The organism is Bradyrhizobium sp. A5, assembly GCF_042076515.1.
Lineage (GTDB): Bacteria > Pseudomonadota > Alphaproteobacteria > Rhizobiales > Xanthobacteraceae > Bradyrhizobium > Bradyrhizobium cosmicum.
Genome location: NZ_CP148990.1, coordinates 5,447,032 through 5,472,607, shown reverse-complemented (window position 1 = coordinate 5,472,607; position 25,576 = coordinate 5,447,032). Strand labels below are relative to the sequence as shown.

At 64.1% G+C, this 25,576-nt stretch carries 25 protein-coding genes; 8 read left to right on the top strand and 17 right to left on the bottom strand.

Annotation, left to right across the window (positions count from 1 at the left end; translation table 11 throughout):
• The first annotated feature begins 23 nt into the window (after positions 1 to 23).
• Positions 24 to 1,220 carry a c-type cytochrome gene (locus tag WHZ77_RS26065; RefSeq protein ID WP_375310573.1) on the top strand — a complete coding sequence of 399 codons (1,197 nt, stop codon included), beginning with the start codon at positions 24 to 26 and terminating at the stop codon, positions 1,218 to 1,220.
• A gap of 73 nt (positions 1,221 to 1,293) precedes the next feature.
• On the opposite strand, the gene WHZ77_RS26060 is transcribed toward WHZ77_RS26065, so the two are convergent.
• The 5 genes from WHZ77_RS26060 to WHZ77_RS26040 all read right to left on the bottom strand — a co-directional run bounded on the left by WHZ77_RS26060 (position 1,294) and on the right by WHZ77_RS26040 (position 7,362).
• Positions 1,294 to 1,860 carry a hypothetical protein gene (locus WHZ77_RS26060; RefSeq protein ID WP_375310572.1) on the bottom strand — a complete coding sequence of 189 codons (567 nt, stop codon included), beginning with the start codon at positions 1,858 to 1,860 and terminating at the stop codon, positions 1,294 to 1,296.
• A 90-nt stretch (positions 1,861 to 1,950) separates the two neighbouring features.
• Positions 1,951 to 2,637: a LysR substrate-binding domain-containing protein gene (locus WHZ77_RS26055; protein WP_375310571.1), complete on the bottom strand. Its 687-nt coding sequence runs from the start codon at positions 2,635 to 2,637 to the stop codon at positions 1,951 to 1,953.
• Positions 2,638 to 2,713: 76 nt separating this feature from the next.
• A complete protein-coding gene (mdoH, locus tag WHZ77_RS26050) occupies positions 2,714 to 4,855 on the bottom strand; it encodes a glucans biosynthesis glucosyltransferase MdoH (RefSeq protein ID WP_375310570.1) in 2,142 nt (713 codons plus the stop codon).
• Positions 4,843 to 6,354 carry a glucan biosynthesis protein G gene (locus WHZ77_RS26045; RefSeq protein ID WP_375310569.1) on the bottom strand — a complete coding sequence of 504 codons (1,512 nt, stop codon included), beginning with the start codon at positions 6,352 to 6,354 and terminating at the stop codon, positions 4,843 to 4,845. The genes mdoH and WHZ77_RS26045 overlap by 13 nt, the downstream gene beginning before the upstream one ends.
• Before the next feature lie 210 nt (positions 6,355 to 6,564).
• On the bottom strand, positions 6,565 to 7,362 hold the full coding sequence (locus tag WHZ77_RS26040; RefSeq protein WP_375310568.1) for a LuxR C-terminal-related transcriptional regulator: 798 nt from the start codon (positions 7,360 to 7,362) through the stop codon (positions 6,565 to 6,567).
• 616 nt (positions 7,363 to 7,978) lie between these two features.
• Between WHZ77_RS26040 and WHZ77_RS26035 the strand changes: the two genes are divergently transcribed.
• Complete coding sequence (locus WHZ77_RS26035; protein ID WP_375310567.1) at positions 7,979 to 8,149, top strand: response regulator; 171 nt, start codon at positions 7,979 to 7,981, stop codon at positions 8,147 to 8,149.
• Positions 8,150 to 8,715: 566 nt separating this feature from the next.
• On the opposite strand, the gene WHZ77_RS26030 is transcribed toward WHZ77_RS26035, so the two are convergent.
• The 6 genes from WHZ77_RS26030 to WHZ77_RS26005 all read right to left on the bottom strand — a co-directional run bounded on the left by WHZ77_RS26030 (position 8,716) and on the right by WHZ77_RS26005 (position 12,424).
• Complete coding sequence (locus tag WHZ77_RS26030) at positions 8,716 to 8,919, bottom strand: DUF2158 domain-containing protein (RefSeq protein WP_375310566.1); 204 nt, start codon at positions 8,917 to 8,919, stop codon at positions 8,716 to 8,718.
• Between the two features lie 370 nt (positions 8,920 to 9,289).
• Positions 9,290 to 10,036, bottom strand: coding sequence for an HAD family hydrolase (locus WHZ77_RS26025; protein WP_375310565.1), 747 nt, complete (start codon positions 10,034 to 10,036; stop codon positions 9,290 to 9,292).
• Complete coding sequence (gene hemF, locus WHZ77_RS26020) at positions 10,027 to 10,914, bottom strand: oxygen-dependent coproporphyrinogen oxidase (RefSeq protein ID WP_375314813.1); 888 nt, start codon at positions 10,912 to 10,914, stop codon at positions 10,027 to 10,029. Before hemF ends, WHZ77_RS26025 begins: the two co-directional genes overlap by 10 nt.
• 16 nt (positions 10,915 to 10,930) lie before the next feature.
• Entirely contained in the window at positions 10,931 to 11,296 is a 366-nt protein-coding gene (locus WHZ77_RS26015) for a 6-carboxytetrahydropterin synthase (RefSeq protein ID WP_015687970.1), read from the bottom strand.
• A 17-nt stretch (positions 11,297 to 11,313) separates the two neighbouring features.
• Positions 11,314 to 11,946 carry a 7-carboxy-7-deazaguanine synthase gene (gene queE / locus WHZ77_RS26010; RefSeq protein ID WP_375310564.1) on the bottom strand — a complete coding sequence of 211 codons (633 nt, stop codon included), beginning with the start codon at positions 11,944 to 11,946 and terminating at the stop codon, positions 11,314 to 11,316.
• A 19-nt stretch (positions 11,947 to 11,965) separates the two neighbouring features.
• The gene (locus WHZ77_RS26005) at positions 11,966 to 12,424 is read right to left on the bottom strand and encodes a tRNA (cytidine(34)-2'-O)-methyltransferase (RefSeq protein ID WP_375310563.1); all 459 of its coding nucleotides are present in this window, start codon (positions 12,422 to 12,424) and stop codon (positions 11,966 to 11,968) included.
• A 278-nt stretch (positions 12,425 to 12,702) separates the two neighbouring features.
• On the opposite strand from WHZ77_RS26005, the gene petA reads away from it, so the two are divergent.
• The 6 genes from petA to WHZ77_RS25975 all read left to right on the top strand — a co-directional run bounded on the left by petA (position 12,703) and on the right by WHZ77_RS25975 (position 20,407).
• A complete protein-coding gene (gene petA / locus WHZ77_RS26000) occupies positions 12,703 to 13,233 on the top strand; it encodes a ubiquinol-cytochrome c reductase iron-sulfur subunit (RefSeq protein ID WP_041748489.1) in 531 nt (176 codons plus the stop codon).
• Positions 13,234 to 13,295: 62 nt separating this feature from the next.
• On the top strand, positions 13,296 to 15,359 hold the full coding sequence (gene fbcH / locus WHZ77_RS25995) for a cytochrome b/c1 (RefSeq protein ID WP_375310562.1): 2,064 nt from the start codon (positions 13,296 to 13,298) through the stop codon (positions 15,357 to 15,359).
• A 144-nt stretch (positions 15,360 to 15,503) separates the two neighbouring features.
• Complete coding sequence (locus tag WHZ77_RS25990; RefSeq protein WP_015687965.1) at positions 15,504 to 16,178, top strand: dienelactone hydrolase family protein; 675 nt, start codon at positions 15,504 to 15,506, stop codon at positions 16,176 to 16,178.
• A gap of 136 nt (positions 16,179 to 16,314) precedes the next feature.
• Positions 16,315 to 17,448, top strand: a complete 1,134-nt coding sequence (locus WHZ77_RS25985; protein ID WP_375310561.1) for a DUF4375 domain-containing protein — start codon at positions 16,315 to 16,317, stop codon at positions 17,446 to 17,448.
• 250 nt (positions 17,449 to 17,698) lie between these two features.
• A complete protein-coding gene (locus tag WHZ77_RS25980; protein WP_375310560.1) occupies positions 17,699 to 19,864 on the top strand; it encodes an anthranilate synthase component I in 2,166 nt (721 codons plus the stop codon).
• A 9-nt stretch (positions 19,865 to 19,873) separates the two neighbouring features.
• Positions 19,874 to 20,407, top strand: coding sequence for an adenine phosphoribosyltransferase (locus WHZ77_RS25975; protein ID WP_015687963.1), 534 nt, complete (start codon positions 19,874 to 19,876; stop codon positions 20,405 to 20,407).
• Between the two features lie 5 nt (positions 20,408 to 20,412).
• Here WHZ77_RS25975 and WHZ77_RS25970 read toward each other — a convergent pair whose 3' ends face one another.
• From WHZ77_RS25970 to WHZ77_RS25945, 6 genes are all read right to left on the bottom strand, one after another.
• Complete coding sequence (locus WHZ77_RS25970) at positions 20,413 to 20,745, bottom strand: GIY-YIG nuclease family protein (RefSeq protein WP_375310559.1); 333 nt, start codon at positions 20,743 to 20,745, stop codon at positions 20,413 to 20,415.
• Between the two features lie 87 nt (positions 20,746 to 20,832).
• Complete coding sequence (locus tag WHZ77_RS25965) at positions 20,833 to 21,501, bottom strand: hypothetical protein (protein ID WP_375310558.1); 669 nt, start codon at positions 21,499 to 21,501, stop codon at positions 20,833 to 20,835.
• 61 nt (positions 21,502 to 21,562) lie between these two features.
• Positions 21,563 to 22,312, bottom strand: a complete 750-nt coding sequence (locus tag WHZ77_RS25960) for a hypothetical protein (RefSeq protein WP_015687960.1) — start codon at positions 22,310 to 22,312, stop codon at positions 21,563 to 21,565.
• A gap of 204 nt (positions 22,313 to 22,516) precedes the next feature.
• Positions 22,517 to 23,728 carry a M48 family metallopeptidase gene (locus tag WHZ77_RS25955; RefSeq protein WP_375310557.1) on the bottom strand — a complete coding sequence of 404 codons (1,212 nt, stop codon included), beginning with the start codon at positions 23,726 to 23,728 and terminating at the stop codon, positions 22,517 to 22,519.
• A 145-nt stretch (positions 23,729 to 23,873) separates the two neighbouring features.
• Positions 23,874 to 24,434: a LemA family protein gene (locus WHZ77_RS25950; protein ID WP_015687958.1), complete on the bottom strand. Its 561-nt coding sequence runs from the start codon at positions 24,432 to 24,434 to the stop codon at positions 23,874 to 23,876.
• 139 nt (positions 24,435 to 24,573) lie between these two features.
• The gene (locus WHZ77_RS25945; protein ID WP_375310556.1) at positions 24,574 to 25,551 is read right to left on the bottom strand and encodes a small ribosomal subunit Rsm22 family protein; all 978 of its coding nucleotides are present in this window, start codon (positions 25,549 to 25,551) and stop codon (positions 24,574 to 24,576) included.
• Between the last annotated feature and the right edge of the window lie 25 nt (positions 25,552 to 25,576).

Here is a 25,576-nt window from a genome sequence, read left to right as displayed (position 1 = left end):
AGCTTGAGCCTCCGGAGAGCCTATTGGCTCGCCGCGATCCACGCAATGTTTTCCGCAGATCATTCCAGCGATTGCGCCTATCCTGCGGACAAGCCAGCCCAACCAGTCGCCTTTGGTTTTCAAAGCGCGAGGGCTGCTCGGCTCGGGAGACCCGGGTCATCGTCATTGTTCATCGCCAGATCTATTCGATCCATTTCACATTTCCAATTCTGTTCGATCCATTTGAAGAGAGAGCCATTGCCGTGAACTTGCCCGCGCTGATGCTATCGATCACCGTCATCTTCATTGCACCGGCTGCTCTTGCGCAGCAGAACAACGCCGCCCCTCCGTCTGAGGGATTTCCGGCTTGGGCGTTCCTGTGGGACCCGTCCGTCAAGGTGCCCCCGCCGGACGACAGACCCAACCAACTCGCCGGCAGCAACGCCTCCTTCAGTTGGAAGCAGGCGAGAGATCTTTTCCTTGCGCTGGATTGGCATCCGGATGACCACCCGGCCATGCCGGAGATCGTTGCCACCGGGCGCAAGCCGGACGTCCGCGCCTGCGGAGCTTGCCATCGCGTCGAGGGCACTGGTGGTCCTGAAGGTGCGAGTCTCGCGGGGTTGCCGGTGAACTATCTGGTCCAGCAGCTCGCCGACTTCAAAAGTGGCGCCCGAAAGATGTCGGGGCCGGAGAGACCGCCCAAAACCATGGTGGCCTCGGCCAAGGCCATGACCGATGCCGAGATGCACGCCGCGGCGGAGTATTTTGCCGGGCTGAAGCCCAGGCGTTTGATCAAGGTCGTCGAAAGCGAGATCATTCCCAGGACCGGGCCATCTCGCATGTTTTACGTCAAGAGCCCGGAGGGCGGCTCCGAAGCGCTCGGCGAGCGCATTGTCGAGATGCCGGACGACGGAGATCAGTTCGAGCTTCGTGACTCACGAGCGACCTTCACGGCGTATGTGCCGGTCGGAAGCCTGGCGAAGGGAGAAACACTCGCGAAGACCGGCGGGGCGGGCACGACCGTTGCCTGTGCCGGCTGCCACGGTTCCGATCTGAGAGGCGCTGGCGAGATTCCACCAATTGCAGGACGATCGCCGACCTACATCGTGCGACAGCTTCATGAATTCCAGACCGGGGGACGCGTCGCGAGCGCGAGCGCTCTGATGAAACCGACCGTGGAAAAGCTGTCCGCGAACGACATGATCGCGCTGGCCGCCTACGTGGCATCGCTAGCGCCCTGATCCAGGCCGCTGCTGCGATCAGAGATCAAGATGACGCTCGCGCCCGGATGACTGATCGCGTAGACGACCCGGCTCAGCGCACAGTCGCATCGGGCGCAGTGTTCAACGGCGCACCCCCGACCGATATCGGACCCGTTGGGGTCGTTGCGCGCGGTGGCTTCTTTTGCTTCGGGACGACGCGCGCTGCCGGAGCTGGCGCGACGGGAGGCACTGAAGCGGATGGCATCGCGGCAGCAGGCCCAGGAAAAGGAGATGGTGCGACCGGTGCCTGCGGGGCCGGGCTCTTCAGAGCGTCAATTTTCGAACTGAGCTCGGCAAGTTGACTGACGATTGCCTTCAACTGCTCCTGTTGGTTGGCAATGGTCCTGTCGATCGCCGCGAGGTCGTCGGCTGTCTTTTGTTGCGCGGCGAGCAGGTCGGTCATGACCGCGCTGTCATTGGCGCCGGCGTCAGCTTCCGCGGCGTCGCGCCCCGCGGACGGAACGAACAATCCCGGGTTCAGCCAGGCATAAGCCGCCCCTGCGCCTGCGAGTGCAAGGACAACGGCCACAAAGAGCGCAAACGGCCATCGGCGACGAGGCGCGGGAAGAAAGGGCGGCGGGTCCACGACCGGCCAACTCGGAGGCGATTCGATGCTCATCCAAACGTCCTAGTCAGCCTTTTGGCCCAACGCAATTGGCGCGTGGGCGATCGGCATTGCCCTGTGCGCTCGCAATTCGTGGGCACGGCTTCATCCATCGCTGCGTGCCGCGCTGCGCAGCAGCTTGACGAACGCCTCCGCGGGCGGCGAGAGCACGAGTCCCCGCCGTTGATAGATGTAGTAGCGGCGGCGGATTTCCGGCGCGCGCAGCTTGATGAAACGCACGTCGAAATTCGGTGCGAACAGCTGTCCGTAGTCGGGAACGGCCGCAAGGCCGGTCCCGACGCCCACCAGCGCCAGGGCGGTGGTCAGATATTTGACCTCGACGGCGGTCTGCATGGACAGCGAGCTGTCATGCGCATGCAGCAGGCTCTCCAGGTGCCGGTTGAACTCGCTGGAATAGATCACCCAGCGTTCGTCGCGCAGTTTCTTCCACGAGACGGCGCGTTGCTGCGCCAGCGGGTGCTTTGCCGAGCAGACCACCCGGATCGGCACATCCATCAGGAACGTGCTGGTGACATCCTCGCCGGTGGCGCGCTCGGGGCCAACGCCCAGCTCCGCCTCGCCCCGCCGCACGATGTTCACCACCTCGTCCGCCATCGCGTCGGTCACGCGGAGGCCGACATCCGGATGGGCCCGGTCGAATTCGCCCAGCACGGCCGCCACCCAGGTGCATGCCAGCATCTGCGGCGCCACCACGCGGAGCAGGCCGGTGCGCAGCGAGCGAAGGGCCGAAGCACCCTCCGCGATCCGCGGGCGCCGCCGGCGCGGTGCCATCTGAAATTGCGGATCTACGGGTGCAGTCGAGCACTGACCGTAATCGCCGGTCGATTTGGCATTCGCTCCGCGATGGCTAATCTCGCCTGCCTTGAGGCATTTCGAGAACCTTTTTGAGCAGTCCGGGATGGCCGAGTACGGCGTGCAATTCCGATCTGTCGAGCCAGGCAGCGGCATCCTCCTGGCTTTCGCATTGCTCGACCTTGGCGGTTGCGGTCGCAAGAGGCACGTCGACGGGACCAAATCTGCGCGGGCTGGCAGGCGACAGCGAGCCCAGATGCTCGACCAGCAATTCAGGGTCCCGGCCGAGCTGGTGTAGAGCCCCGGCCATTTCAGTGCGCTCTGATGCGGCGAGCTCGTTCGCGCGCAGCACCACCGCAGGCGGGCTGTTGGTTTCCGGCGTGGCAAAGACGCCGGGCGCGCTCAGCCGCGAAGACGTTACGATCCCCAACGGTATCGAGAGCAGCAGCCCCAGCACCACCGGCGACATCCAGAGCAGCAGGGGCAAGGAGACTGCATAGGCGCAGAGCGACAGGGCGAGGCCGCACAGTGTCGGTCCGGCGAGCTTTCGGTAGACTTCGCCGCGGGCGGGCTGTCCATCGCCTCGGCGCTGCACCTGCCAGCCTGCGTCCCGACCAGCGAGAATCTCCACGACGGCCTTGGTCTGGAGGATCATCATGCAGGGCGCAAGCAATGCCGCCACGAACGTCTCGCAAACGACACCCGCCAGGGCCCGAAAGCTTCCTGCAAACCCGCGCCGCTCGTCGCGATTGCTGATCAGAACCAGATAGGCCAGCAGCTTCGGCAGGATCAGAAGCCCCATGGTCGCGGCAAAGACCCAGGCCGCAAGCACCGGGTCCTGCTGCGGCCAGGTCGGAAAGAGACTGAAGCCCTTCGGAAAGTATTCGGGCCGGATGAAGTGTGCCTGCAGCGAGATGAGCAGACCGAGCAACAGGAACAGAAGCCAAAGCGGCGCCGTCACGTAGGAGCCGATGCCGGTGAGCAGATGCAGCCTCGAGACCCAGTGCAGCCCGCGCGCCGGCAGCACCGCGAGATGCTGCAGGTTTCCCTGGCACCAGCGACGGTCTCTCCCCGCAAAGTCCAGCAGCGACGGCGGGACCTCTTCGAAGCTGCCGCGAACCGCCGGGACCATATAGATGGCCCAGCCGGCGCGGCGCATCAACGCGGCCTCGACAAAATCATGGCTGAGGATGTGCCCTCCGAACGGTTTGCGACCGCGGAGTTCGGGTAGGCCAGCCTCCGCAGCGAAGGCCTGTATCCGGATGATGGCGTTGTGGCCCCAATAATTGCTGTCGCCGCCGTGCCACCAGGCATTGCCCGCCGTGATCAGGGGGCCATACACGCGCCCCGAAAATTGCTGCAGCCTGCTGAACAGCGTGCGCGCGTTGACGATGACGGGCTGCGTCTGGATTAGCGCGCAGGTGGGGTGGCGTTCCATTGCGTGGACGATGCGAACGATCGTGTCGGCCTCCATGAGGCTGTCCGCGTCGAGGACAATCATGTGGTCATAGGCCGCGCCAAACCTGGTGACCCAGTCGGCGATGTTCCCGGACTTCCGCGCGGTGTTGTCGGAGCGATGCCGGTAGTACAGCCGATCTCCGCCGCAGGCGCGGCGCAGCTCGATGAAGGCCATCTCTTCGCTGATCCAGATGTCCGGGTCGGTCGTATCGCTTAGCAAAAACCAGTCGAATTGTGCGCCATATCCGGTTGCTTCGACGGATTCATACATCGCGCGCAGGCGCGCCATCACATGATGCGGGTCCTCGTTATAGGTCGGCAGCAGCATGGCGGTGCGCGTGGTGATGGGGGGCAGCGGGCCTGTCGTGTCGATCGGCAGGCTGACTTGCCCGCGCGTCAGCAGCACGAAGAATCCGGCAACGGCGGACATGAACGAGAACGCGACCCAGGCGAGCAGCACGAGGAACAGACCGAGCAGCAGCGCCTCGAGAAACGTCACACCGCCAATTTTCACCACGTCGTACATGCCGTAGCCGCCTGCAAGCGTCAGCAAGCCCGTACCGGCAAAGATGAAGACACGGCGAACCGTCAGGCTGGCGCTCGCCGGCGCTAGCGATTGCCCGACGTCGGCCGCGCGGTCCAGCCGGCACGGCAGCATCGTCAGCGGGCTTTCCTGTGGCAGAAACGGGCGGGCGAGGGCGCTTGGCAGCGGCGCCTGCGACGGCTTCAGGGCGTCCATCGATAGATCCATATCTCGGAGACCGGCGCATCGTTCTGCGCGAGGAAAGCGCGCAATTCGATCGACGCCTGCCCCTTGACCGCGCATTGGAAGCTCAGACGCCATCCGCCGGTCACAGGATTTGGTTGCGTGACGATGTTGCTGATTTCAGCTTTTTCAGCGGTCACCACGCCCTTGATGGCCTTGGGATCAATGCCCTTGAGGCGGTCGCCCATCAGTTCCAGGACGAACAGCTTGTTGTCATCGCCGCGGCTGCCGATTCCCGTTCGCGTGAACCGCGCGAGTGCGTCGGCTTTCGGCGCGTCCGGACCCCAGTGCAGTCGATAGGTAAAGATGTGCTCGCTCTTTGCCGTCAGGGGCTGTTTCGGCTGCCAGAGCGCGGCGATGTTGTCGTGGACTTCCTCCTTGGTCGGTATCTCGAATAGTTTCACCGCCCCTTCGCCCCAATCGCCGATCGGCTCGAACCAGAGGCTTGGGCGCGTCTCGAAACTGGATTCCAGATCCTGATAAGCGAGATAGTTTCTTTCCCGCTGCATGAGGCCGAAGCCGCCCGGATTGATGTCGCCAAAACTGCTGACCTGCAGATCGTGCGGATTGTTGAGCGGTCGCCAGAGCTGCTCACCTCTGCCGTTGTAGATCGAAAGTCCATCCGAGTCGTGAACCGCGGGGCGAAAATCATCGAAGTCCTTCCGATCGTTCGGACCGAAGAAGAACATGCTGGTCATCGGCGCGAGCCCAGCGTGCTCGACGTCCACCCGCGGATAGAGCGCCATCTCGACGTCAAATACCGTGGTTTGGCCGGGCCGTATGGTGAAGCGGTAGCTGGCTGCCGCGCTCTTGCTGTCGAGCAGCGCGTGGACCACCATGGAGGAGGCGTTCGGCACCGGCTTCTCCAGCCAGAACGCCTTGAACACCGGAAACTCTTCGCCTTTGCTCTCGCCTGTATCGATCGCAAGCCCTCGCGCGGACAGACCATAGGTCTGTCCTTTCGCGACGGCCCGGAAGTAGCTTGCGCCAAGGAATACGCAAAGTTCGTCGTAATAATCGGGTTTGTTGATGGGGGTATGGATACGGAAGCCGGCGAACCCGAGGTCCGCATCCGGCCATTGCCCGAGCCCTTCGCCGAACGAAAAGTCCGCGCGCCGATACGACACCGGTGTGACGCTCCTGTTCGCCACCTGAAAGATGTCGACCCTGTTCTTGTAAAAGAAGCCGCGGTGGAAGAACTGCACCTCGAACGGGAGCTTTTCGTCACGCCACAGCGCCTTTTCGGGGGCGAACCGAATGGATCGGTATTGGTCGTAATTGAGATTCTTCAGTGCATCCGGAAGCTTCTCGTCCGGAGCTACGAACGGCTTGGTCGCAAGCGCGCGCGCCAGCTCGCGCACGGTGGATGGGCTGAAGGGTGGGGCGTCGCTGGTCTGGGCGTCCGCAGCCCGTGGCAGTATGACTGCAGCTGAAACAGCAGCCGATGCGCGAAGAAGGTCTCGGCGATTCACGCGCGTCTCCCAATTTTGGAACGAATGGAAACGGCCAATATTCCCGGGAGTTCCATTGCTGGTCTGGGTCGATGTCGTAATTGCTCGCCGGCCGGTGATGACCTCACCGGGGCGGGGCGTTTCTGATCAGCAGATTTGAAGAAAGGGAGGCTTCGGGTCCCTCCTACGCAATGACCCGCCGCTGACACTGCCGTTCCAACCTCGTTCAGATCATCGCAGCTTGCCGAGCCACAGCGCAGCGAGCGCGGAGCGATTGCTCACGCCGAACTTGGCGTAGATCGACTTGACGTGGAAGTGCGTGGTGTTGGGGCTCTGGTTGAGCTTCTGCGCGATCTGCTTTTCCGTTTGTCCGTCGAGCAGTGCGAGCAGGACCCTGCGTTCAGCGGGTGTCAGCGGCGCGTCGGCGATGAGAAGGCCATGGCTGAGCAGTTGCTGACGGTGAAACCATCTCAAGGCGCGCATCGCGAAGCCCAGACGCTGGCCGTCCTGCGTTGTGAAGCGGGGTGACTGCGCATCGCGAAATACGAACAGGCGAATCCTCACATCGTCATTGAGCGCGATGCGCACGGAGATGCTGTCGGCGAAGCCGACGTCCAGATAGTGCCGCCGATAGTGCTCGCCCTCGAACCATTTCGGCGGCAGCGTTTCGAACAGCAGGCGGACACGAAACGGCTCTTCTCCCGACATGGAGAGAATCTGGGACAGGTCGACGTTGTCGGACCAGAGCGTATCGAACTGTTTCTGCACAGATGTTGCAACCGTCGGAATCGGGTCCAGCAACCGGACCAGACGCGGACGCCAGCCGAGCAGGGGATCGGCCCGCTTGGGCGAAGGCAATCGCACCAGCACACCCCATAGTACGTTGCGCGCCGACAACATCGAGCGCAGTGCGGACAGCAGGTGTGTCAGCGCGGCGTCGCTGTCGCCGACCGAGAACTCGGCCAGCTGATCCCAGAGCGCGTAGACTTCTTGATTTTGCGGATCGGTGGGATCCGTGGAGAGTTGCATGCCATTTCCAGGACGTGTGCAGAGTTCCTCGACCTCGGAGGTCGCCGACCTGCGCGATCATACATAAGGGACACCGGACCACCTTTCTAGGTAGTTTCCAGGCGCATCAATTGGCGCGATATTCGGCACGGGTGTTGAGAAGGTGGGTCTTCTCACCGTAACGATACTCGGAGACTAGCGATGCGCACGGCAACAGGAGCGCCCCAAATTGAGAGGCCTGGCGGCGACCGGACGAAAAGGCAATGGCAGCTCGGCTCTTTCGTCGTCCTGTCATGCGCCGTTCTGACTGCACTCGCGCTTTTCGCGCAGCAGCCACTGACCATGGTGTCGATCCGCCCGACCGGTCCGATGCCGAGCGTCAACGTTCCCTGATCGACCAGCCTCGAGGGCATTTCCTTCGCTTTCAAGTTTGATTTGCATTGGACATGTCACGATCCAGACCGCCAGCGATCGAGCATTTCTTCTGGTCGTGATTTCAGTCTGCCTTGGGGTGTGTCTGGTCCAGGCTTTTTGGGAAGTCGAAGAAGCCCGCAGACATCGACGGCAGCGCCGCGAGTTCGTGCGCGCCGCGCGCCGCTCGGTCGTATCAGGCCACTAACAATCTCCGGAAGCCGTCATGCGGACTCTCGCAATTACCGCCATCGCAAACGCTTTCATGCGGGCGTTTCCCGCATCGTCGCTGCGGGCAGATCTCTTCGAGCAGATCGCGTTGCTCTGTGGAGCCGTCCTGTTCGTGTGGCTGTTGTCGCTGACATCAGGGTTGGATCTCAGCGCCGGGTTTTTCTAGCCAATGGGGATCGATGGCACCATTTCGTATCCGTCCGAAGCAGCCTCTCAGGCTTCCGATCGTCTCGTCGAACCCGAAAAGCGAGGCGTTGTTGCTTTCCTCATGTCCGCGCTGCACGCGTCGCGATGCCGCCAGGCCCGTCGCGTCCTACGCCAGTATGAGCACCTGCTCGCAAACGAACGCGAACAAAATTCCGGAGAACGAGAATGGTCGTTATGAACAGGACGGCGCGAACGGGATTGACGAGCAGGTCCAAGCCCCAAAATGAAATGGGCTGGCTCTTGGCGGTCGCCGCCGCATTTCTCCTCGTGCACGTCGTCGCCTGGGCCATCTGCGGACATGCTTCGAGAGTTGAGGCTGCGAATTCCCGGCCTGAGACAATATGCCTGTCGTGCGACTAGTTGCGATCGGAGATCGCGATTCACCAGTCGTGCAGGGGCGGCCGGCCCGCTCCCGAAAAATGCATCCAGCGATGTCCGCTACCGCGCCGCTATTGGCGGAGAAGCGGACATCAGCCGCCGAAGTCGAGCGCTCCGGTCTAGGTCAGGCCGCGCTCTGGGGCGTCCCTACTCCTCGTCTTCGTCGTCTTCTTCATCCTCATCGTCCAACTCTTCCAGTTGCTCGAGCACGACGAGCGGCAGTGTCTCGCGAAACAGATCGCCTTCGACGCCCATCCAGAGACAGACCACGTCGTCGCCCTTCACTTCGGCGACGGTGAGCGGCTGGCCGCCGGATTTCAGCATGACGATATCGCCGGCTTTTAGTTCCATGGATGGTCCTTTCGGGTTGATTGACGAGAGAAGGTAGCAGTCCGGCATGACACGCCGATCACGAAGTGCGGGATCAGTGGATGTGCTGCGGCAGCGCGCACCCGCTGTCAGGCTGCTGAAACACCGATGACAGAGCTTCGAGCCGGGAGCGGGACCATGACGGAGGCGATGGTGCCTGCGCGATGGGTTGCGCAGGGGCTTATCCGTCCCATGCGCCGCGATAATGGCATCATGCACCTGTTTTGCCCGACGCGTCAAATGATTTCGTAAAATCAGCATCCGCGTCTGCGCTCGCGGCAAGCTATTGAATTTGCAGCGGCCGGCTACTGTGCATGGGGTTGTTTTCGATGTTTTTGTTGTGGCGGCCCGGTTACGCCTCGCCCGGCACAAGCTCGCTCAGCGAGCGGATCATGCGGTCAGGCTTCGCCGTCGAGCCCTCGGGCAAGCCGTCGCCATGCACGTCGATCCAGATCGAATAGATGCCGAGGCGCTGCGGCGTCACGACTTCCCATTCCAGATTGTCGCCGATCATCCAGGTGTCCGCAGGCGTGACGCCGAGCGCGTCCATGGCGTGCAGATAGGCGCGCTCCTCGGGCTTGCCGAAGCCGTGCTCGCCCTCGATCTGGATGTGATGGAAGCGATGCGCGAGCTCGAAGCGCTCGACCTTGGCGCGCTGGGTGTCGGCGGCGCCGTTGGTGACGAGCGCAAGTTTGATGCCGAGCGCCTTCAATCGGTCGATCGCCTCATGTGCGCCGGGGAAGACGAACATCTCCTCCTCGCGATAGGTGGTGAAGCGATCGGCGAGGCGGATGGCGAGATCGTCCGGCAGGGCGCGATGCCCCGCGGCCGCAAGCGCGGCAAAGCCGCCCTTGACGGTCAGGTGCCGCGCTTCGGCGAGCTTGAGCCGCCACGAGGCGTCCGCGTTGGCCCAGAAGTTCTTTGCGAAAGCCAGCACGGTGGAGGCGACCTCGCCCGGCGGCAGCGGCGCGAGCTCCTCGGCAAACTCCTGCGCGATCGTGTTCCAGGCGATCTCGGGCCGGCCATAGGCCGACAGGATGGTGTCGTCCATGTCGATCAGCATCGCGCGCGGCAGCGGCCTCATGACGGTCATGGCCATTTCACCTCCGGCGGCAGCGACGACAGGATGGAGTCCACATTGCCGCCGGTCTTGAGCCCGAAGATGGTGCCGCGGTCGTAGAGCAGGTTGAATTCGACATAGCGGCCGCGCCGGATCAGTTGCTCCTCGCGATCCTCAGTGGTCCAGGCGCTCGCGAAATTGCGCCTGACGATGTCGGGGTAGATCTTGAGGAAGGCGCGGCCCACATCCTGGGTGAAGGCGAGGTCGGCGTCCCAGTCGCCGCTGTCGTGCCAGTCGTAGAAGATCCCGCCAATGCCGCGCGCTTCTTTCCGGTGCGGCAGATAGAAATACTCGTCGCACCACTTCTTGTACTTGTCGTAGTCGGCGGTGCCATTCGGCTGGTCGCAGGCCGCTTTCATCGCGGCGTGGAAGGCGAGCGTGTCGGCATCGTCCTGCGTGCGCCGGCGGTCCAGCACCGGCGTCAGGTCGGCGCCGCCGCCGAACCAGGCTTTTGTGGTGACGACGAAGCGGGTATTCATGTGCACGGCCGGTACGTGCGGATTACGGTGATGCGCGATCAGCGAGATGCCGGAGGCCCAGAAGCGCGGATCGTCGGCGGCGCCCGGAATCTGGGCGCGAAACTCGGGCGCGAACTCGCCGTGCACGGTCGAGCAGTGCACGCCGACCTTCTCGAACAGGCGGCCCGACATCATCGACATCACGCCGCCGCCGCCGGCCGCGCCGCTGTGGTCGGTGCGCTGCCAGGGCGTGCGTTTGAAGCGGCCGGCCTCGCCGGCATAGAGGCCTTGCGGCGCGTCGTCCTCCAGCCGCTCGAAGCTGGCGCAGATGTCGTCGCGCAAGGATTCGAACCAGGCGCGGGCGCGGGTCTTGCGGTCTTCGATCAAGCTCGGGTCCATCGTCGATGCCATGCTGTCAGCCTTGCGGACCGTAATAGGTGCAGCTCTCGTTGCAACTGTCGCGGTGGATGCTGACGCGGGTCAGCTTGCCGATATGCTGGAGCCGCTCCCAGACGAAGCGCGAGAGGTTCTCCAGCGTCGGCTTGCCCAGCGCCTCGATCTTGTTGAGGAACTTGTGGTCGAGCGAAAGCCGCACGTCCTCGATCGCGCGCTGGACGAGGCCGAGATCGACCACCATGCCGGTCGCAGGGTCCGGCGTGCCGCGCAAGGTCACCTCGGCACGGAACGAGTGGCCGTGGATCTCTTCGCTGGCCGCACCGAACGTCGTTCCCGACAATGAATGCGCCGCCTCGAAGCGAAACGATTTCGTCAATTCCCACATGTGTTCGAAAACCAATCCTATCTGATGCCGAGCGATTTATGCGTCTGCACGCTGAGCCGCCATTGCGGATGGCGCAGGCAATAGTCGATCGCACGCGCGGTGTTTTGGGCGGCCTCGGGGCCGTCCATCGGTTGCAGCGAGAAGCGCTCAAAGGCCAGATCCGCGAAGGCTTCGGGCGCGGCGAGCGTCTGCGGATACACCAGCTTCAGCTCGTGACCGTGGCGCAGCACGAGCTCGCTGCCGCCCTTGGGGCTGACGCAGATCCAGTCGAGCCCGTCGGGCGGCGCGATGGTGCCATTGGTCTCGACGCCGATCTCGAAGCCACGCGCATGGAGCGCGTCGACCAGGGCGGCGTCGACCTGCAGCAGCGGCTCGCCGCCGGTCAGCACCACGTAGCGGTTGTCGCCCTTGGCCGTCCATTGCGAGGCGATGGTGTCGGCGAGTTCCGCGGCGGAAGCATAGCGGCCGCCGAGACTGCCGTCGGTGCCGACGAAATCCGTGTCGCAGAACTTGCAGGTCGCCTCCAGGCGGTCGGCCTCGCGTCCGCTCCAGAGATTGCAGCCGGCGAAACGGCAGAACACCGACGCGCGCCCGGCATGGGCGCCTTCGCCTTGCAGGGTCAGGAAGATTTCCTTGACCGCGTAACTCAATCGTCTCTCCTCAGCCTTATCAAACCTGCGGGTTCCGGAGCTGCCGCAGCGCCTCGCCTGCGGCCATCGCCGCGGTCATGGCGACATTGAGCGACCGCAGCCCCGGCGTGATCGGGATCACCAGCCGCGCATCGGCGGCCTCGACCACCGCCTCGGTGACGCCGGCGCTCTCGCGCCCGAATAGCAGGATGTCCGACCTCTGGTAATGAAAATCGCGGTAATCGGTGGCTGCCTTGGTGGTGAACAGCAGCAGCCGGTAGCCCTGTGCCGCGCGCCAGTCCTCGAATCTCGGCCAGGAATCGTGGCGGGTCACGCTGACATGGTCGAGGTAATCCATTCCCGCCCGGCGGAACAGGCGGTCGGAGAAGGGGAAGCCCGCCGGTTCGATGATATGGGCGGCCATGCCCAGACAGGCGCAAAGCCTGAGAATCGTGCCGGTGTTCTGGGCGATGTCGGGTTGGAAAAGTGCGATCTGCATGGGGGGCGGGCGGGTTGTTGAGCGCGGGAAATGTCTCAATAAAACATCGCCGGCGCGGGAATTCGTGCATTGCACGTCTCCCCGCCGTTAGCGGGCTTGCGCTCGCCCGGCAAGGGTGCCAATAGAACGATTCTGGACTGCTGTTTTCGCCTTGTTTTGGTGGGGACACGTGAAGTTCTGCCGCCGCGGGGGGCCGCGGGCGCCGGCAGCCTGTTCTGGGGACCTTGGGGGCCTCCGGAGCGGTTCCACCGGTAGCATAAGAAGAAAGGGTTGGAATCGTGACGACAGCGTCTTCGGCGGACCATCCGACACGCCGTGATTTCTTATTCGTTGCAACCGGGGCAGCTGCAGCAGTAGGGGGCGCGGCTGCGCTCTGGCCCTTTATCTCCCAAATGAATCCTGATGCTTCGACCATCGCCGCCGGTGCGCCGATCGAGGTCGATCTCAGCCCGGTCGCCGAGGGGCAGGACATCAAGGTGTTCTGGCGCGGCAAGCCGATCTACATCAGCCACCGCACCAAGAAGCAGATCGACGAGGCGCGCGCCGTCAACGTGGCGAGCCTGCCCGATCCGCAGAGCGACGAGGCCCGGGTCAAGTCCGGCCACGAGCAGTGGCTGGTCGTGATCGGCATCTGCACCCATCTCGGCTGCATCCCGATCGCTCATGAGGGCAATTACGACGGGTTCTTCTGCCCCTGCCATGGTTCGCAGTACGATTCGTCCGGCCGTATCCGACAGGGGCCCGCGCCCGCGAACCTGCCGGTGCCGCCGTACACTTTCGTTTCCGACACCAAAATCCAGATCGGCTGAGCTTCGGACCCGCGTCCGAAGCTTCGCGCCGTCTCGTCGTATAATTTCCTCAGGATCGCATCATGAGCGGACCATCCGACTACCAGCCGAGCAATCCGGCCCTGCAATGGCTCGAACGGCGCCTGCCGATCCTCGGCCTCATGCACTCTTCCTTCGTCGTCTATCCCACCCCGCGCAACCTGAACTACTGGTGGACCTTCGGCGCCATCCTCTCCTTCATGCTGGGGATGCAGATCCTGACCGGCGTGATCCTGGCGATGCACTACACGCCGCATGCCGATCTCGCCTTCAAGTCGGTTGAGCTGCTCGTCCGTGACGTCAATTACGGCTGGCTGCTGCGCAACATGCACGCCTGCGGCGCGTCGATGTTCTTCTTCGCGGTCTACATCCACATGCTGCGCGGCCTCTATTACGGCTCCTACAAGGAGCCGCGCGAGGTGTTGTGGATTCTCGGCGTCATCATCTACCTCCTGATGATGGCGACGGGCTTCATGGGCTACGTGCTGCCGTGGGGCCAGATGAGCTTCTGGGGCGCCACCGTCATCACCAATTTGTTCTCCGCCATCCCCTATGTCGGCGAGAGCATCGTGACGCTGCTGTGGGGCGGCTATTCGGTCGGCAACCCGACGCTGAACCGCTTCTTCTCGCTGCACTACCTGCTGCCGTTCCTGATCGCGGGCGTCGTCGTGCTCCACGTCTGGGCGCTGCACGTCGCCGGCCAGAACAACCCCGATGGCGTCGAGCCGAAGACGGAAAAGGATACGGTTCCGTTCACGCCGCACGCCACCATCAAGGACGGATTCGGCGTTGCCTGCTTCCTGCTGCTCTACGCCTGGTTCATCTTCTACATGCCGAACTATCTCGGCGACGCCGACAACTACATTCCGGCGAACCCGGGCGTGACGCCGCCGCACATCGTGCCGGAATGGTATTACCTGCCGTTCTACGCGATCCTGCGCTCGATCCCGAACAAGCTCGCGGGCGTGATCGGGATGTTCTCGGCGATCATCATCCTGTGCTTCCTGCCCTGGCTCGATGCTGCCCGCACCAGGTCGTCGAAGTACCGTCCGCTGGCCAAGCAGTTCTTCTGGATCTTCGTCGTGGTCTGCGTGCTGCTCGGCTATCTCGGTGCGCAGCCGCCGGAAGGCATCTACGTGATCGCCGGCCGGGTCCTGACGGTCTGCTACTTCGCCTACTTCCTGATCGTGCTGCCGCTGCTCTCGCGCATCGAGAAGCCGCGCCCCGTGCCGAACTCGATCTCGGAAGCCATCCTGGCCAAGAGCGGCAGGGCGGTGGCTTCGATCGCCATCGCGCTCGTCGCCGCCGGTGCGCTGTTCCTCGGCAGCCTCGGGGATGCCCGCGCCTCCGAAGGCAGCGACAAGCCGCCCGGCAATAAATGGTCCTTCTCGGGCCCGTTCGGTAAGTACGACCGCGGTGCGCTGCAGCGCGGCCTGAAGGTCTACAAGGAAGTCTGCGCCAGCTGCCACGGCCTGTCCTACATCGCCTTCCGCAACCTCGCGGAAGACGGTGGCCCCGGCTATTCCGTGGCGCAGGCTGCGGCGTTCGCCTCCGAGTACAAGGTCAAGGACGGTCCGAACGATTCCGGTGACATGTTCGAGCGTCCGGGCCGGCCGGCGGACTACTTCCCCTCGCCATTCCCGAACGAGCAGGCGGCTCGCGCGGCGAACGGCGGCGCGGCGCCGCCCGATCTGTCGCTGATCACCAAGGCGCGCTCCTACGGCCGCGGCTTCCCGATGTTCATCGTCGACTTCTTCACCCAGTACCAGGAGCAGGGCCCGGACTACGTCTCGGCGGTGCTCCAGGGCTTTGACGATCACGTGCCGGAGGGTGTGACCATTCCGGAAGGGTCCTACTACAACAGGTACTTCCCGGGCCACGCCATTAAGATGCCGAAGCCGCTCAGCGACGGCCAGGTGACCTATGACGACGGCTCGCCTGCCACGGTCGCGCAGTACGCCAAGGACGTCACCACGTTCTTGATGTGGACCGCCGAACCGCACATGGAAGCGCGCAAGCGCCTCGGCTTCCAGGTCTTCATCTTCCTGCTCATCTTCGCCGGCCTGATGTACTTCACCAAGAAGAAGGTCTGGGCCGACTCGCACTGAGCGGCGCGCGACGAGAATGAAGAAGCCCCCGAACGGGGGCTTTTTTGTTGCACACGCGTGTGTGTTGTTTGGCGCGATTGCGTATCGCGCTCGCACCCGCCAAGATGCCCGCAACCGCTCCCCAGAAACTCGTCGGAGGACACCATGGGAACCGCCATCACCTTCAAGCGCCCGGACGGCAAGGACGCGTCGGGCTATCTCGCCAATGCCGCACGCGGCAATGCGCCGGGCGTTGTCGTGATCCAGGAATGGTGGGGCCTGTCGGATCAGATCAAGGGTCTGTGCGACCGCTTCGCGCTGGCCGGTTTCGATGCGCTGGCACCGGATCTCTACAAGGGCAAGGTGGTGCCGTATCACGACACGGACGCCGCCGGCAAAGAGATGAACTCGCTCGACTTCATGGACGCCACCACGCAGACCGTGCGCGGCGCCACGCAATATCTGTCGCGCAACGGCGCCAAGGTCGGGCTCACCGGCTTCTGCCTCGGCGGTGCCGTCACCATCATCGGCGCCACGAAGATTCCGGAGCTTGCCGCCGGCGTGGTGTTCTACGGCATCCCGCCGGAGCAGGCGGCCAAGCCCGCCGACGTCAAGATCCCGCTCCAGGCCCATTTCGCCAACAAGGACGATTGGTGCACGCCGGAGCTGGTCAACGGCTTCGAAAAGGCCATGAAGGCCGCCGGCAAGTCGCTGGAGCTGTTCCGCTATGACGCCGAACACGCCTTCGTCAACGAGCAGCGTCAGGCCGTCCACGACCGCGAAGCCGCCGAACTCGCTTGGGGCAGGGCAACGGAGTTTTTCCGGAAGCATTTGGGATAGGGGCTGCGCGGTGCGCGTCGGTCATCACGCTCTTGCTACGTCGCTGTTGAAATCGATCTGATGCAATCATAGGCTGTGGTCGGGTGGCGTGTCGCCATGGCGACGGTGGGGGATGTCCATGATTGTAGAGGGGCGCTTGACGACGGTTGTCGTGCCCCGCGAGGCGCTGGAAGCGGCTAGCGACCCTGAGAAGGCCTATTATCTGACTGGCGCTGTGGTCGACTACGTCAACCAAATTCAACGCGCCGGCGTTTACGCGGGACGTGAGTTGCCGGCCGTGGCTATGCAGGCCTATCACGCGGACCTTTATCTCGCTCAGGTCAACAACGGCGGCCACAGTCAGTTCATCCGGAACACAGGCGTCGCGATGCTGCCGACGACATCCGGCGATGCGCTCGCGGGGCTGAAGGCCATGGGAGCGAGCGCGCAACACCAGATATTGCAGGAGATGATCGCATGGGTGGATGAGCACCCCGGGGAGGCCGCGCTGCAGAGTGGATTCGAGAATCGCGCCGCGGAGCTCGATGCGCTTGACGCTCGCTTCTATGAAGCCGAGCGACTTCAGCCGATGACGCCACTTGCGGCGCGGTGGATTGCGAACTGGCCCGAATTGCGCGCCGTAGCAAAGGAGCAATACGCCTCCGAAATCGAGCGGCTTGCGCAGCTTAATCCGCTTCTGCCGGAGCGCCGGATCTGGCTAAGTGTTCGCCAGGTCAGCTACCAGATCACCGACCGCCTGCAGCTTACCGTCGCCGCGGCGTGTGGGGGCGTGATGCCTGACCCGGAACTCAAGCTCAAGGTTCTTGCGGGATTCGACCTGGATGTGGAGGGAGAGCAATGCAGGACCTTCGGTGTCAAGACTGACAAGGGCTCGCGGTTATGCGTCTTCGAAGAAGCGGGTGGACGACTTTATGAAGCTGGCACGAGCAGTCCGTTCGTGGGGGCGCGGCTGTCGACCGTGGGCGCTGACACGATCCGGAATTTCTCGAGAATTGCCGAGGAGAACCTGGCGGCCGAAGCCATCGACCTGCTGTTGCGGAAGTTGGGCCTGGACCCCGCCGCGGCGATCACGGCGTTGAGTGTGAGCGACGGTCGGGCGGCATGGTATGCGGTCACGGGAAACACCTTCGTCTTGATTGAAACCCTCGGCGATCGCGCCTACGTCGTGGGATCTGACGGCAAGGCCGCGCTCACGGTAACGCGGGCCGAAATCGAACGACACGCAGCAGAGGCGGCGGTGGGGCGCGACAGCCTGCCGACCCCGCCATAGCAGCCCTCGATCCGCACTATTTTGTTGACCGAGGCGAGCCTGGCCGCCCCTTGACGCCACCCCCGCGCCATGGTGAGTATCCGGCCATGAGCACCGCCGTCCGCCCAACCCGTCTTTGGTGGCGCACCTCCTAACGAGGTGGCCGGTGCGATTTATTCTCCCAAAATCGTCTGAGGTCGCCCACGCAGTGCGGCGGCCTGATCGTTTGTCCTGTGTGGCGTTTCCTCGGCAAGTTTCGTAAGAGGACCCCATGAACAGGACAGTCTTTGCTCTTCCGGCCCGAAGCGATTACGTGACCCGCGCAGGTCTCGCGATCACGCGCGTGGCGGAGCAGTTCACCGGCGGCGCCAACCGGCTCGATGACCTCGTCAGTCTGCTCGACCGCCGCCGCGGCGTGGTGCTGTCCTCGGGCACGACCGTGCCCGGCCGCTACGAGAGCTTCGACCTTGGCTTCTCCGACCCGCCGCTCAAGCTCGAGACCGTTGGCGTCAATTTCAGGCTGGAAGCGCTGAACGGGCGCGGGCAGGTGCTGATCGCCTTCCTCACGGAGGTGCTGCGCGAGCCGTGCGTGGTGATCTCCGAGAAGACCGCCACGCGGCTATCAGGCCATATCATCCGCGGCGATGCGCCAGTCGAGGAAGACCAGCGCACCCGGCGCGCCAGCGTGATGTCACTGGTGCGTGACATCGTCGCCGCCTTCTCCGCCAATGACGACGGGCTGCTCGGGCTGTTCGGCGCCTTCGCCTACGACCTCGTGTTCCAGATCGAGGATCTCGTGCAGAAGCGCCCGCGCGAACAGGACCAGCGCGACATCGTGCTCTACGTGCCCGATCGCCTGCTGGCCTACGACCGCGCCACCGGCCGCGGCGTGGTGCTGACCTACGATTTCTCGTGGAAGGGCAAGTCCACCGCAGGCCTGCCGCACGAAACGGCCGAAAGCCCGTATCAGAAGACGCCGCGCCAGGGCTTTTCCGATCACGCGCCCGGCGAATATCAAGCGACGGTCGAGACCGCACGCGCGGCCTTCGCCCGCGGCGATCTGTTCGAGGCCGTGCCCGGCCAGCTTTTCGCCGAGCCCTGCGACCGCTCGCCGGCGGAAGTGTTCCAGCGGCTCTGCGTCATCAACCCGTCGCCCTACGGCGCGCTGATGAATCTCGGCGAGGGCGAGTTTCTCGTCTCGGCTTCGCCCGAGATGTTCGTGCGCTCCGACGGCCGCCGCGTCGAGACCTGCCCGATCTCGGGCACCATCGCCCGCGGCACTGATGCGATCGGCGACGCCGAGCAGATCCGCCAGCTCCTGAACTCGGAGAAGGACGAGTTCGAGCTCAACATGTGCACCGACGTCGACCGCAACGACAAGGCGCGCGTCTGCGTGCCCGGCACGATCAAGGTGCTGGCGCGCCGCCAGATCGAGACCTACTCAAAGCTGTTTCACACCGTCGATCACGTCGAGGGTATGCTGCGTCCCGGATTCGACGCTCTCGACGCCTTCCTCACCCATGCCTGGGCCGTCACCGTGACCGGCGCGCCGAAGCTCTGGGCGATGCAGTTCGTCGAGGATCACGAGCGCTCGCCGCGGCGCTGGTATGCCGGCGCGATCGGCGCGGTGAATTTCGACGGCAGCATCAACACCGGCCTCACCATCCGCACCATCCGCATGAAGGACGGTCTCGCCGAGGTCCGCGTCGGCGCCACCTGCCTGTTTGACTCGGATCCTGCCGCGGAAGACCGCGAATGCCAAGTCAAGGCTGCGGCGCTGTTTCAGGCGCTGCGCGGCGATCCGCCAAAGCCGCTGTCGGCTTTTGCGCCCGACGCCACGGGTTCGGGCAAGCGGGTGCTGCTGATCGACCACGACGACAGTTTCGTGCACATGCTCGCCGACTATTTCCGCCAGGTCGGCGCCAGCGTCACCGTCGTCAGGCATGTGCATGCACTCGACATGCTCAAGCAGAAGAGGTGGGACCTGCTGGTGCTGTCGCCCGGTCCCGGTCGCCCCGAGGATTTCGGGATCAAGAAAACCATCGACGCGGCGCTGGAGAACAAGCTGCCGGTGTTCGGCGTCTGCCTCGGCGTGCAGGCGATCGGCGAATATTTCGGCGGCGAACTCGGGCAGCTCACGCATCCCGCCCATGGCCGGCCGTCGCGGGTGCAGGTGCGCGGCGGGCGCTTGATGCGCAATCTGCCGAACGAGATCGTCATCGGCCGCTATCACTCGCTCTTCGTCGAGCGCGACAGCATGCCGGAGGTGTTGAGTGTCACCGCCAGCACCGAGGACGGCGTCGCCATGGCGCTGGAGCACAAGACCCTGCCGGTCGCGGGCGTGCAATTCCACCCGGAATCGCTGATGTCGCTCGGCAACGAGGTGGGCTTGCGTATCGTTGAGAATGCGTTCCGGCTCGATGCGCCGGCCAATTGAGAGGCACGAATGACCTTTGATCTGAAGGCGAGCGTCCGCACCATCCCCGACTATCCCAAGCCGGGGATCCAGTTCCGCGACATCACCACCTTGCTCGCGGACGCGCGCGCGTTCCGCCGCGCGGTGGACGAGCTCGTCAATCCCTGGGCCGGCAACAAGATCGACAAGGTCGCCGGCATGGAAGCGCGCGGCTTCATCATCGGCGGTGCGGTGGCGCACCAGCTCTCGGCCGGCTTCGTGCCGATCCGCAAGAAAGGCAAGCTGCCGCACACCACCGTGCGGATCGCCTATTCGTTGGAATACGGCATCGACGAGATGGAGATGCATGTCGACGCCATCTCGCCCGGCGAGCGCGTCATCCTGGTCGACGACCTCATCGCCACCGGCGGCACCGCGGAAGGCGCGGTGAAGCTGCTGCGCCAGATCGGCGCCAACGTCGTCGCGGCCTGCTTCATCATCGACCTGCCCGAGCTCGGCGGCGCCGCCAAGCTGCGCGCCATGGACGTGCCGGTGCGCACGCTGATGACGTTCGAGGGGCACTGAGAGCGTCAGATCGCCTCGGCCTTCAGCTCGGCCCGCCAGTGCAGCATGCGCTCCTTCAGGAGCGCGTTCCTGACATAGGGGCTCTCCTCGTCTTCCAGACGCTCACATTCGCCAAAGGTCAGTCCCGCCTCGCCATGCGCGTTCCAGGCGGCCTGAAGGCTGCGGCAGGTGTGGTTGCCCTGGCGCAGCGAGAACCAGATGCGGTTCTGGATCGTTTCGAGGTTCGGCGCCTGGCCGACCCAGGCCTCGCTCGACGCCGCGCAGCGGATGACGAAGATGCCCGCGATGGTCTTGCGCTCCTTGTAGGCGGCGATGGCTGCTTTCCGGTCGATGCTCACGGGGAAGACCTTGTTGAAGGACGCGATGGGCGTCCTCAATAGACGCGGCGTGGCGCGCAGTCAATAATATCCGGGTGAAATTGTCGCCTACGACCGCTGCAGGATCAGGCTGAGCTCGAGTTCGCGGAAGGCGAGGTAGTTGCGCCGGATCCACTGGTGCAGCTCGGTCGACGAGTCCTTCTCCTGGCGCAGATAGCCGGTGAAGGAGAAGTTCAGCCGGTCGATATAGGTCTTGAGAAAGCCGGGCAGCGCGGGCAGGCGGAACACCCGTCCGGCCGCCATCGCCGCCGGCAGCTCGCCGCGCACGATGTGCTCGTTGTCCACCGTGATCAGGTTCATCCGCGGTATCCGGTCCCGCAGCATCTCATGGGCGCGGGCCGAGGCGCGGTCGGTGTCCGCCATGAACAGAATCATCGGCGCGACGTGGCGGCGTGCCGCCTCCTTGAGCAGGCCGATTTCCTCGGTCATCTTGAAGAATTCGTCGAAGGCGTGGAAGCCGAGGTCGATCACCTTGGCAAGGCCATCATCGAGGATGACGCGGTCCATCAGCTGCATCTTGCCGAACGTGTCGATCACATCGGCCGTTTCGGTGACCTTCGGCAGGAAGTCGAGCAGCGACGGCTCCTTCAGATTGACATCGAAGGCCGCGACGTCGCCGTTCTTGAGCAGCAGAAACTCGGTCAGAAGCCGCGCCAGCAGCGTCTTGCCGACCTGCGGGCGGGGCGAACAGATGATGTAGAGGGGCGTCGCGGGCATCGACAGCTATATCTGCGCGGATTCACCGCTCAATCCAGCGGCATCCGTCCGGCTTGCGCAACTATTTTTCGCTGTTGCGGCCGGGCTTCGCACCGACGATGTCGGTCAGGTGGATCCGGTCGAATTCACTCCAGACGTTCGCGAGCCAGTGCCGGACATAACCGCGCAGCACGAACGAATAGTTCGCGGCTTCGTCGTGGATGCCCTTGTTGGCGACGAATTTCAGGAACGGGACGGAGGACACCTCGACCTGCTCATAGGCCATTTCGTTGAGCTTGGGGATGGTCAGCTCGGTCGCGTCCTTGATGCGGTTGAAATACGATTGGTAAGTCGCCTGGTCCCACTGGAAGAACTGGGTGTCGTTGATGAAGTTCTTCACCAGGAAATATTTCGCGCCGCCCATGAAGCCCGCGGTCTCGGCGATCTCGTCCAGCGAGGCGATCGAGGGGCCGAGGATGTGGAACACCGCGAAGGTGATCTGGCCGGCCTTGGCGGCGTCGAGGAAACCGATATCGCGCAGCGAGGCGAGCGCCGGCGAGAGCAGGCCGGCGCGGACGTCGATCACGGTGACCGACGGACTGGTCGCGTTGAGCGTGTCGAAGATCTTCATCTGATCGGCCGTCGTCGTCATGTCGACGATCTCGGTGATATCGGGGTGGAAGCGCTTCAGGGTTCCGCGCGGCGACTCCGTGTCGAACGCGCGCGTCGGCACGTTGTTGGCGGAAAAATAATCGAGCAGGGTGCGCGATACCGTGGTCTTGCCGACCCCGCCCTTGTCCGCGCCCACCACAACCACTGCCGGCTTTGCCATTGTTGTCCCCTAAAGCGGCCCCGATCGCAGCTCGCAATCGGCCGGGCCCCAAATCGATGTCCCAAAGATGTCCCAAGTCTGCTGTTGGGCGCGAACATGGCAGAAACAAGGGAGAATTCAAATCTCTGGCACCCCGCTGCGGCAATTTCCGGAGTTTTTCCCAACCGTCGCAAAACCTGCCGCGCGCGGCGGTAAATCACGCACTCAATGGCGGCCCCAGGGGCCCATCGGATTGATGGGACTTCCCGCCGCGGTTCCGGCCGGGCTGGGTGCGGGGACGGGCGGCGGACTGACCGAGCCGCCAGCATCGTTCCACGGTCCCTTCGCCACCGGCGGGGCGTCAGGCTGGTCGGCTTGCGGCTGCGGCTCGTCGGGTTCGTCCCCGGGCGGCGGTAGCGGACCTGGATCACGGCCCCCGGCGAACTTGACCAGCGCGTCAACGCGGGATTGCACCGACGGATGGGTCGCGAACAAATCGGCAAAGCCCTCGCGCGGATTGTCGACGCACAGCTCCATCACCGCCGAAGTCGCGCCCGGCAGCTCGCCGCGGTTCTCGATCTTGCGCAGTGCCGAGATCATGGCGTCGGGATCTTTCGTCAGCTCGACCGAGCCGGCGTCGGCGAGATATTCGCGCGACCGCGACAGCGCGAGCTTGACCACCTGCGACATCAGCCAGGCGACCACGATCAGCACGACCGCGATGATGATCACGATCACCGCGCCGCCCCCGGAGTTCTTGCTGTCGCTGCTGGACGAGGACGATCGCGACGACGAGGAGGAGCCAGAGGACCACGAGCCGCCGGAACTCCAGCTGAAATTGGTAAACAGGCGAAAGAACAATTCGCCGAAGAAGCCGACCACGCCGGCGATGATGACGGCGACGACCATCAGCTGCACGTCGCCGTTCTTGATGTGGGTCAGCTCATGGCCCAGCATCGCCTCGATCTCCTTGTCATCAAGCGCTTCGAGGAGGCCGGTGGTGACCGTGATCGAATATTGCCGCGGGTTGAGGCCGGTCGCGAACGCGTTCAGCGCCGGGCTCTCCATGATCTTCAGCTTCGGCATGGTGATGCCGCGCGAGATGCAGAGATTTTCGAGCAGATTGTAGAGCCGCGGCTCCTCCTGCCGGGTGACGTCGTGGCCGCCGGTGACGGCATCGATCATCGACTGGTGGAAGAAATAGGCGATCACGATCCAGACCGCCGCCACGATCGTCGCGACCGGCGCGGCGACTTTCAGATCACTGAACGCGCGGCTCAGATAGTAGGCAACGGTCTCGTTGCCGTCGATGACGACTTCGGCGACCAGCGCGCCGGCATAGACCAGCACGTAGACCAGCGCGAACAGACCGGCGAGCAGCAGCATCGAACGAAACTTGTTCGAGGCGATGTGCGTGTAGAGACCATACGCGGCCATGGCTGCTTCCGTTAGCTCCCGTCATTCCGGGGCAGGCCGCAGGCCTGAACCCGGAATCCAGAGCTTAGTGTCTCGGTCGAGATTCCGGGTTCGCGTCTTCGACGCGCCCCGGAATGACGAAGGTGAGAGGTCGCTCACGCAGCAATCAGAACTTCACCTGCGGCGTCGCCTCGACCTCGGTGCGGCTGGCGCCGAGATCGAAGAAGTCCTTCTTGGTGAAGCCGAACATGCCGGCGAACAACGCGGCGGGCATCTGCTGGATGCCGGTGTTGTATTCCTGGACCGCGCTGTTGAAGAAGCGGCGGCTCGCCGCGATCTTGTTCTCGAGGTCGGAGAGCTCGCTGGCGAGTTGCTGGAAGTTGGCGTTGGCCTTGAGGTCGGGATAGGCCTCCGACAGCGCGATCAGCCGGCCGAGCGCGCCGGAGAGCTGGTTCTCGGCGGCGGAGACCTGCGCCGGGCCCTGTGCCGACATCGCCGAATTGCGCGCCTTGATGACGTCGTCGAGCGTGCCGCGCTCGTGCGAGGCATAACCCTTCACGGTCTCGACCAGGTTCGGGATCAGGTCGTGGCGCTGCTTGAGCTGCACGTCGATATCGGCAAAGGCCTGGCCCACGCGCTGGCCCAGCGCCACCAGGCGGTTGTAGGCGCTGAACGCCAGGAACACGAGAACGACGATGACGCCGAGAACGATCCAGCCGGTCGACATGGAGAACTCCTGAAGAGGGAAGAAGGCGGGCGCTAGGGTAGACCAAATTGGCGCGGAGCGAGAGCCCCGGTGCAGAGGGAAGGTCAGATTTGGTCGGACCGGAAGCCATCCGAGTTCAAGGCAAAAGCGCCGGGCGAGGTTAACTTTCGGCAATGACGGCATCGCCCCAGCGCCACCGGCGGGCACTGGCATAGGCGGCCTTGTCGCGTCGCGGAATCTTGCCGAGCTCAACACCCTGTTCGGTGCAGAGCTTGGCCGTGATCTCGGCCTTGCCGACATCCGGCGGTGCCAGCACGCGCGAGGCGCGGCTCGCAGGCGCTACGCGGGTCAGGGCGACATAGATGAAGCGTTCGTCCTCGAACGGCACGTCGGCGCCCTTGATCTGGCGATGAGCCTGGGAGCGCGGCAGGCGCTGGCTGAAATGGCACCAGTCGGGCGCGGTGAGCGGGCAGGGCTTTTCGTGTGGGCACGGCGCGGCGACGTGGGCGCCAGCTGCGATCAGTTGCTGGCGCAGCGCGAGGATGCGCGCGGTGCCGGCAGGCGTGCCGGGCTCGATCACGACCAGCGCGTGGCGTGCCTTGGCCCACATTGCCTCCGCGAGCTTGCGTTGCTCGGTTTCATTGAGTTCGCCGATGAAGTAGCTCGCAACGACCAGATCAGCCTGCGCGACCTCGGCGAGGTTGCCGCCGGCATCGCCCGGCAGGTAGCGGCACTCTGCCAGGCGCGTGCTGTCGCGGGCGAGTTCGAGCGCGAGCCGGCTGAGCGTGGCGTTGGCGTCGAGCAGCGTGAAATCTTGCAGCGACGGAAAGGCCTCAGCGGCAGCCCAGCTTGCCGTGCCGGGGCCTGCGCCGACGTCGAGCAGTGTTTCCGGGGCAAGGTCCGGTGCAATCTCGGTCAGTGCATTGAGGCTTGCGGCTACCGCCGCGTAGGTCGCAGGCATCCGTGCGAGCGCATAGGCGAGCGCATCGGCGTCCGACTTGATCGTGCCGGAGCCGCCGCCAGCGCGATAGGTGGTCGAGATCTTCTGCGAGCGCTGTGCCGCGTCGGTGCGCGAGAAACCCTGAAGCTTGCCGTCGAGGGCCGCTTTCAATTCAGGTGGAAGTGTGGGCGAGATCATCTTCGTCCACCTTCATTTCGGAGCC

Excerpts from the sequence above, each read along its gene's own strand:
- fbcH (WP_375310562.1), top strand. The coding sequence starts at position 13,296 with ATGAGCGGACCATCCGACTACCAGCCGAGCAATCCGGCCCTGCAATGG.
- WHZ77_RS25990 (WP_015687965.1), top strand. The coding sequence starts at position 15,504 with ATGGGAACCGCCATCACCTTCAAGCGCCCGGACGGCAAGGACGCGTCG.
- WHZ77_RS26055 (WP_375310571.1), bottom strand. The coding sequence starts at position 2,637 with ATGGCACCGCGCCGGCGGCGCCCGCGGATCGCGGAGGGTGCTTCGGCC.
- WHZ77_RS26040 (WP_375310568.1), bottom strand. The coding sequence starts at position 7,362 with ATGCAACTCTCCACGGATCCCACCGATCCGCAAAATCAAGAAGTCTAC.
- WHZ77_RS26030 (WP_375310566.1), bottom strand. The coding sequence starts at position 8,919 with ATGGAACTAAAAGCCGGCGATATCGTCATGCTGAAATCCGGCGGCCAG.
- WHZ77_RS25945 (WP_375310556.1), bottom strand. The coding sequence starts at position 25,551 with ATGATCTCGCCCACACTTCCACCTGAATTGAAAGCGGCCCTCGACGGC.
- WHZ77_RS25950 (WP_015687958.1), bottom strand. The coding sequence starts at position 24,434 with ATGTCGACCGGCTGGATCGTTCTCGGCGTCATCGTCGTTCTCGTGTTC.
- WHZ77_RS26015 (WP_015687970.1), bottom strand. The coding sequence starts at position 11,296 with ATGTGGGAATTGACGAAATCGTTTCGCTTCGAGGCGGCGCATTCATTG.
- mdoH (WP_375310570.1), bottom strand. The coding sequence starts at position 4,855 with ATGGACGCCCTGAAGCCGTCGCAGGCGCCGCTGCCAAGCGCCCTCGCC.
- WHZ77_RS25980 (WP_375310560.1), top strand. The coding sequence starts at position 17,699 with ATGAACAGGACAGTCTTTGCTCTTCCGGCCCGAAGCGATTACGTGACC.
- hemF (WP_375314813.1), bottom strand. The coding sequence starts at position 10,914 with ATGGACCCGAGCTTGATCGAAGACCGCAAGACCCGCGCCCGCGCCTGG.
- WHZ77_RS25965 (WP_375310558.1), bottom strand. The coding sequence starts at position 21,501 with ATGCCCGCGACGCCCCTCTACATCATCTGTTCGCCCCGCCCGCAGGTC.
- WHZ77_RS25955 (WP_375310557.1), bottom strand. The coding sequence starts at position 23,728 with ATGGCCGCGTATGGTCTCTACACGCACATCGCCTCGAACAAGTTTCGT.
- WHZ77_RS25960 (WP_015687960.1), bottom strand. The coding sequence starts at position 22,312 with ATGGCAAAGCCGGCAGTGGTTGTGGTGGGCGCGGACAAGGGCGGGGTC.
- WHZ77_RS26035 (WP_375310567.1), top strand. The coding sequence starts at position 7,979 with ATGCGGACTCTCGCAATTACCGCCATCGCAAACGCTTTCATGCGGGCG.
- WHZ77_RS25975 (WP_015687963.1), top strand. The coding sequence starts at position 19,874 with ATGACCTTTGATCTGAAGGCGAGCGTCCGCACCATCCCCGACTATCCC.
- WHZ77_RS26060 (WP_375310572.1), bottom strand. The coding sequence starts at position 1,860 with ATGAGCATCGAATCGCCTCCGAGTTGGCCGGTCGTGGACCCGCCGCCC.
- WHZ77_RS26005 (WP_375310563.1), bottom strand. The coding sequence starts at position 12,424 with ATGCAGATCGCACTTTTCCAACCCGACATCGCCCAGAACACCGGCACG.
- WHZ77_RS26025 (WP_375310565.1), bottom strand. The coding sequence starts at position 10,036 with ATGGCCATGACCGTCATGAGGCCGCTGCCGCGCGCGATGCTGATCGAC.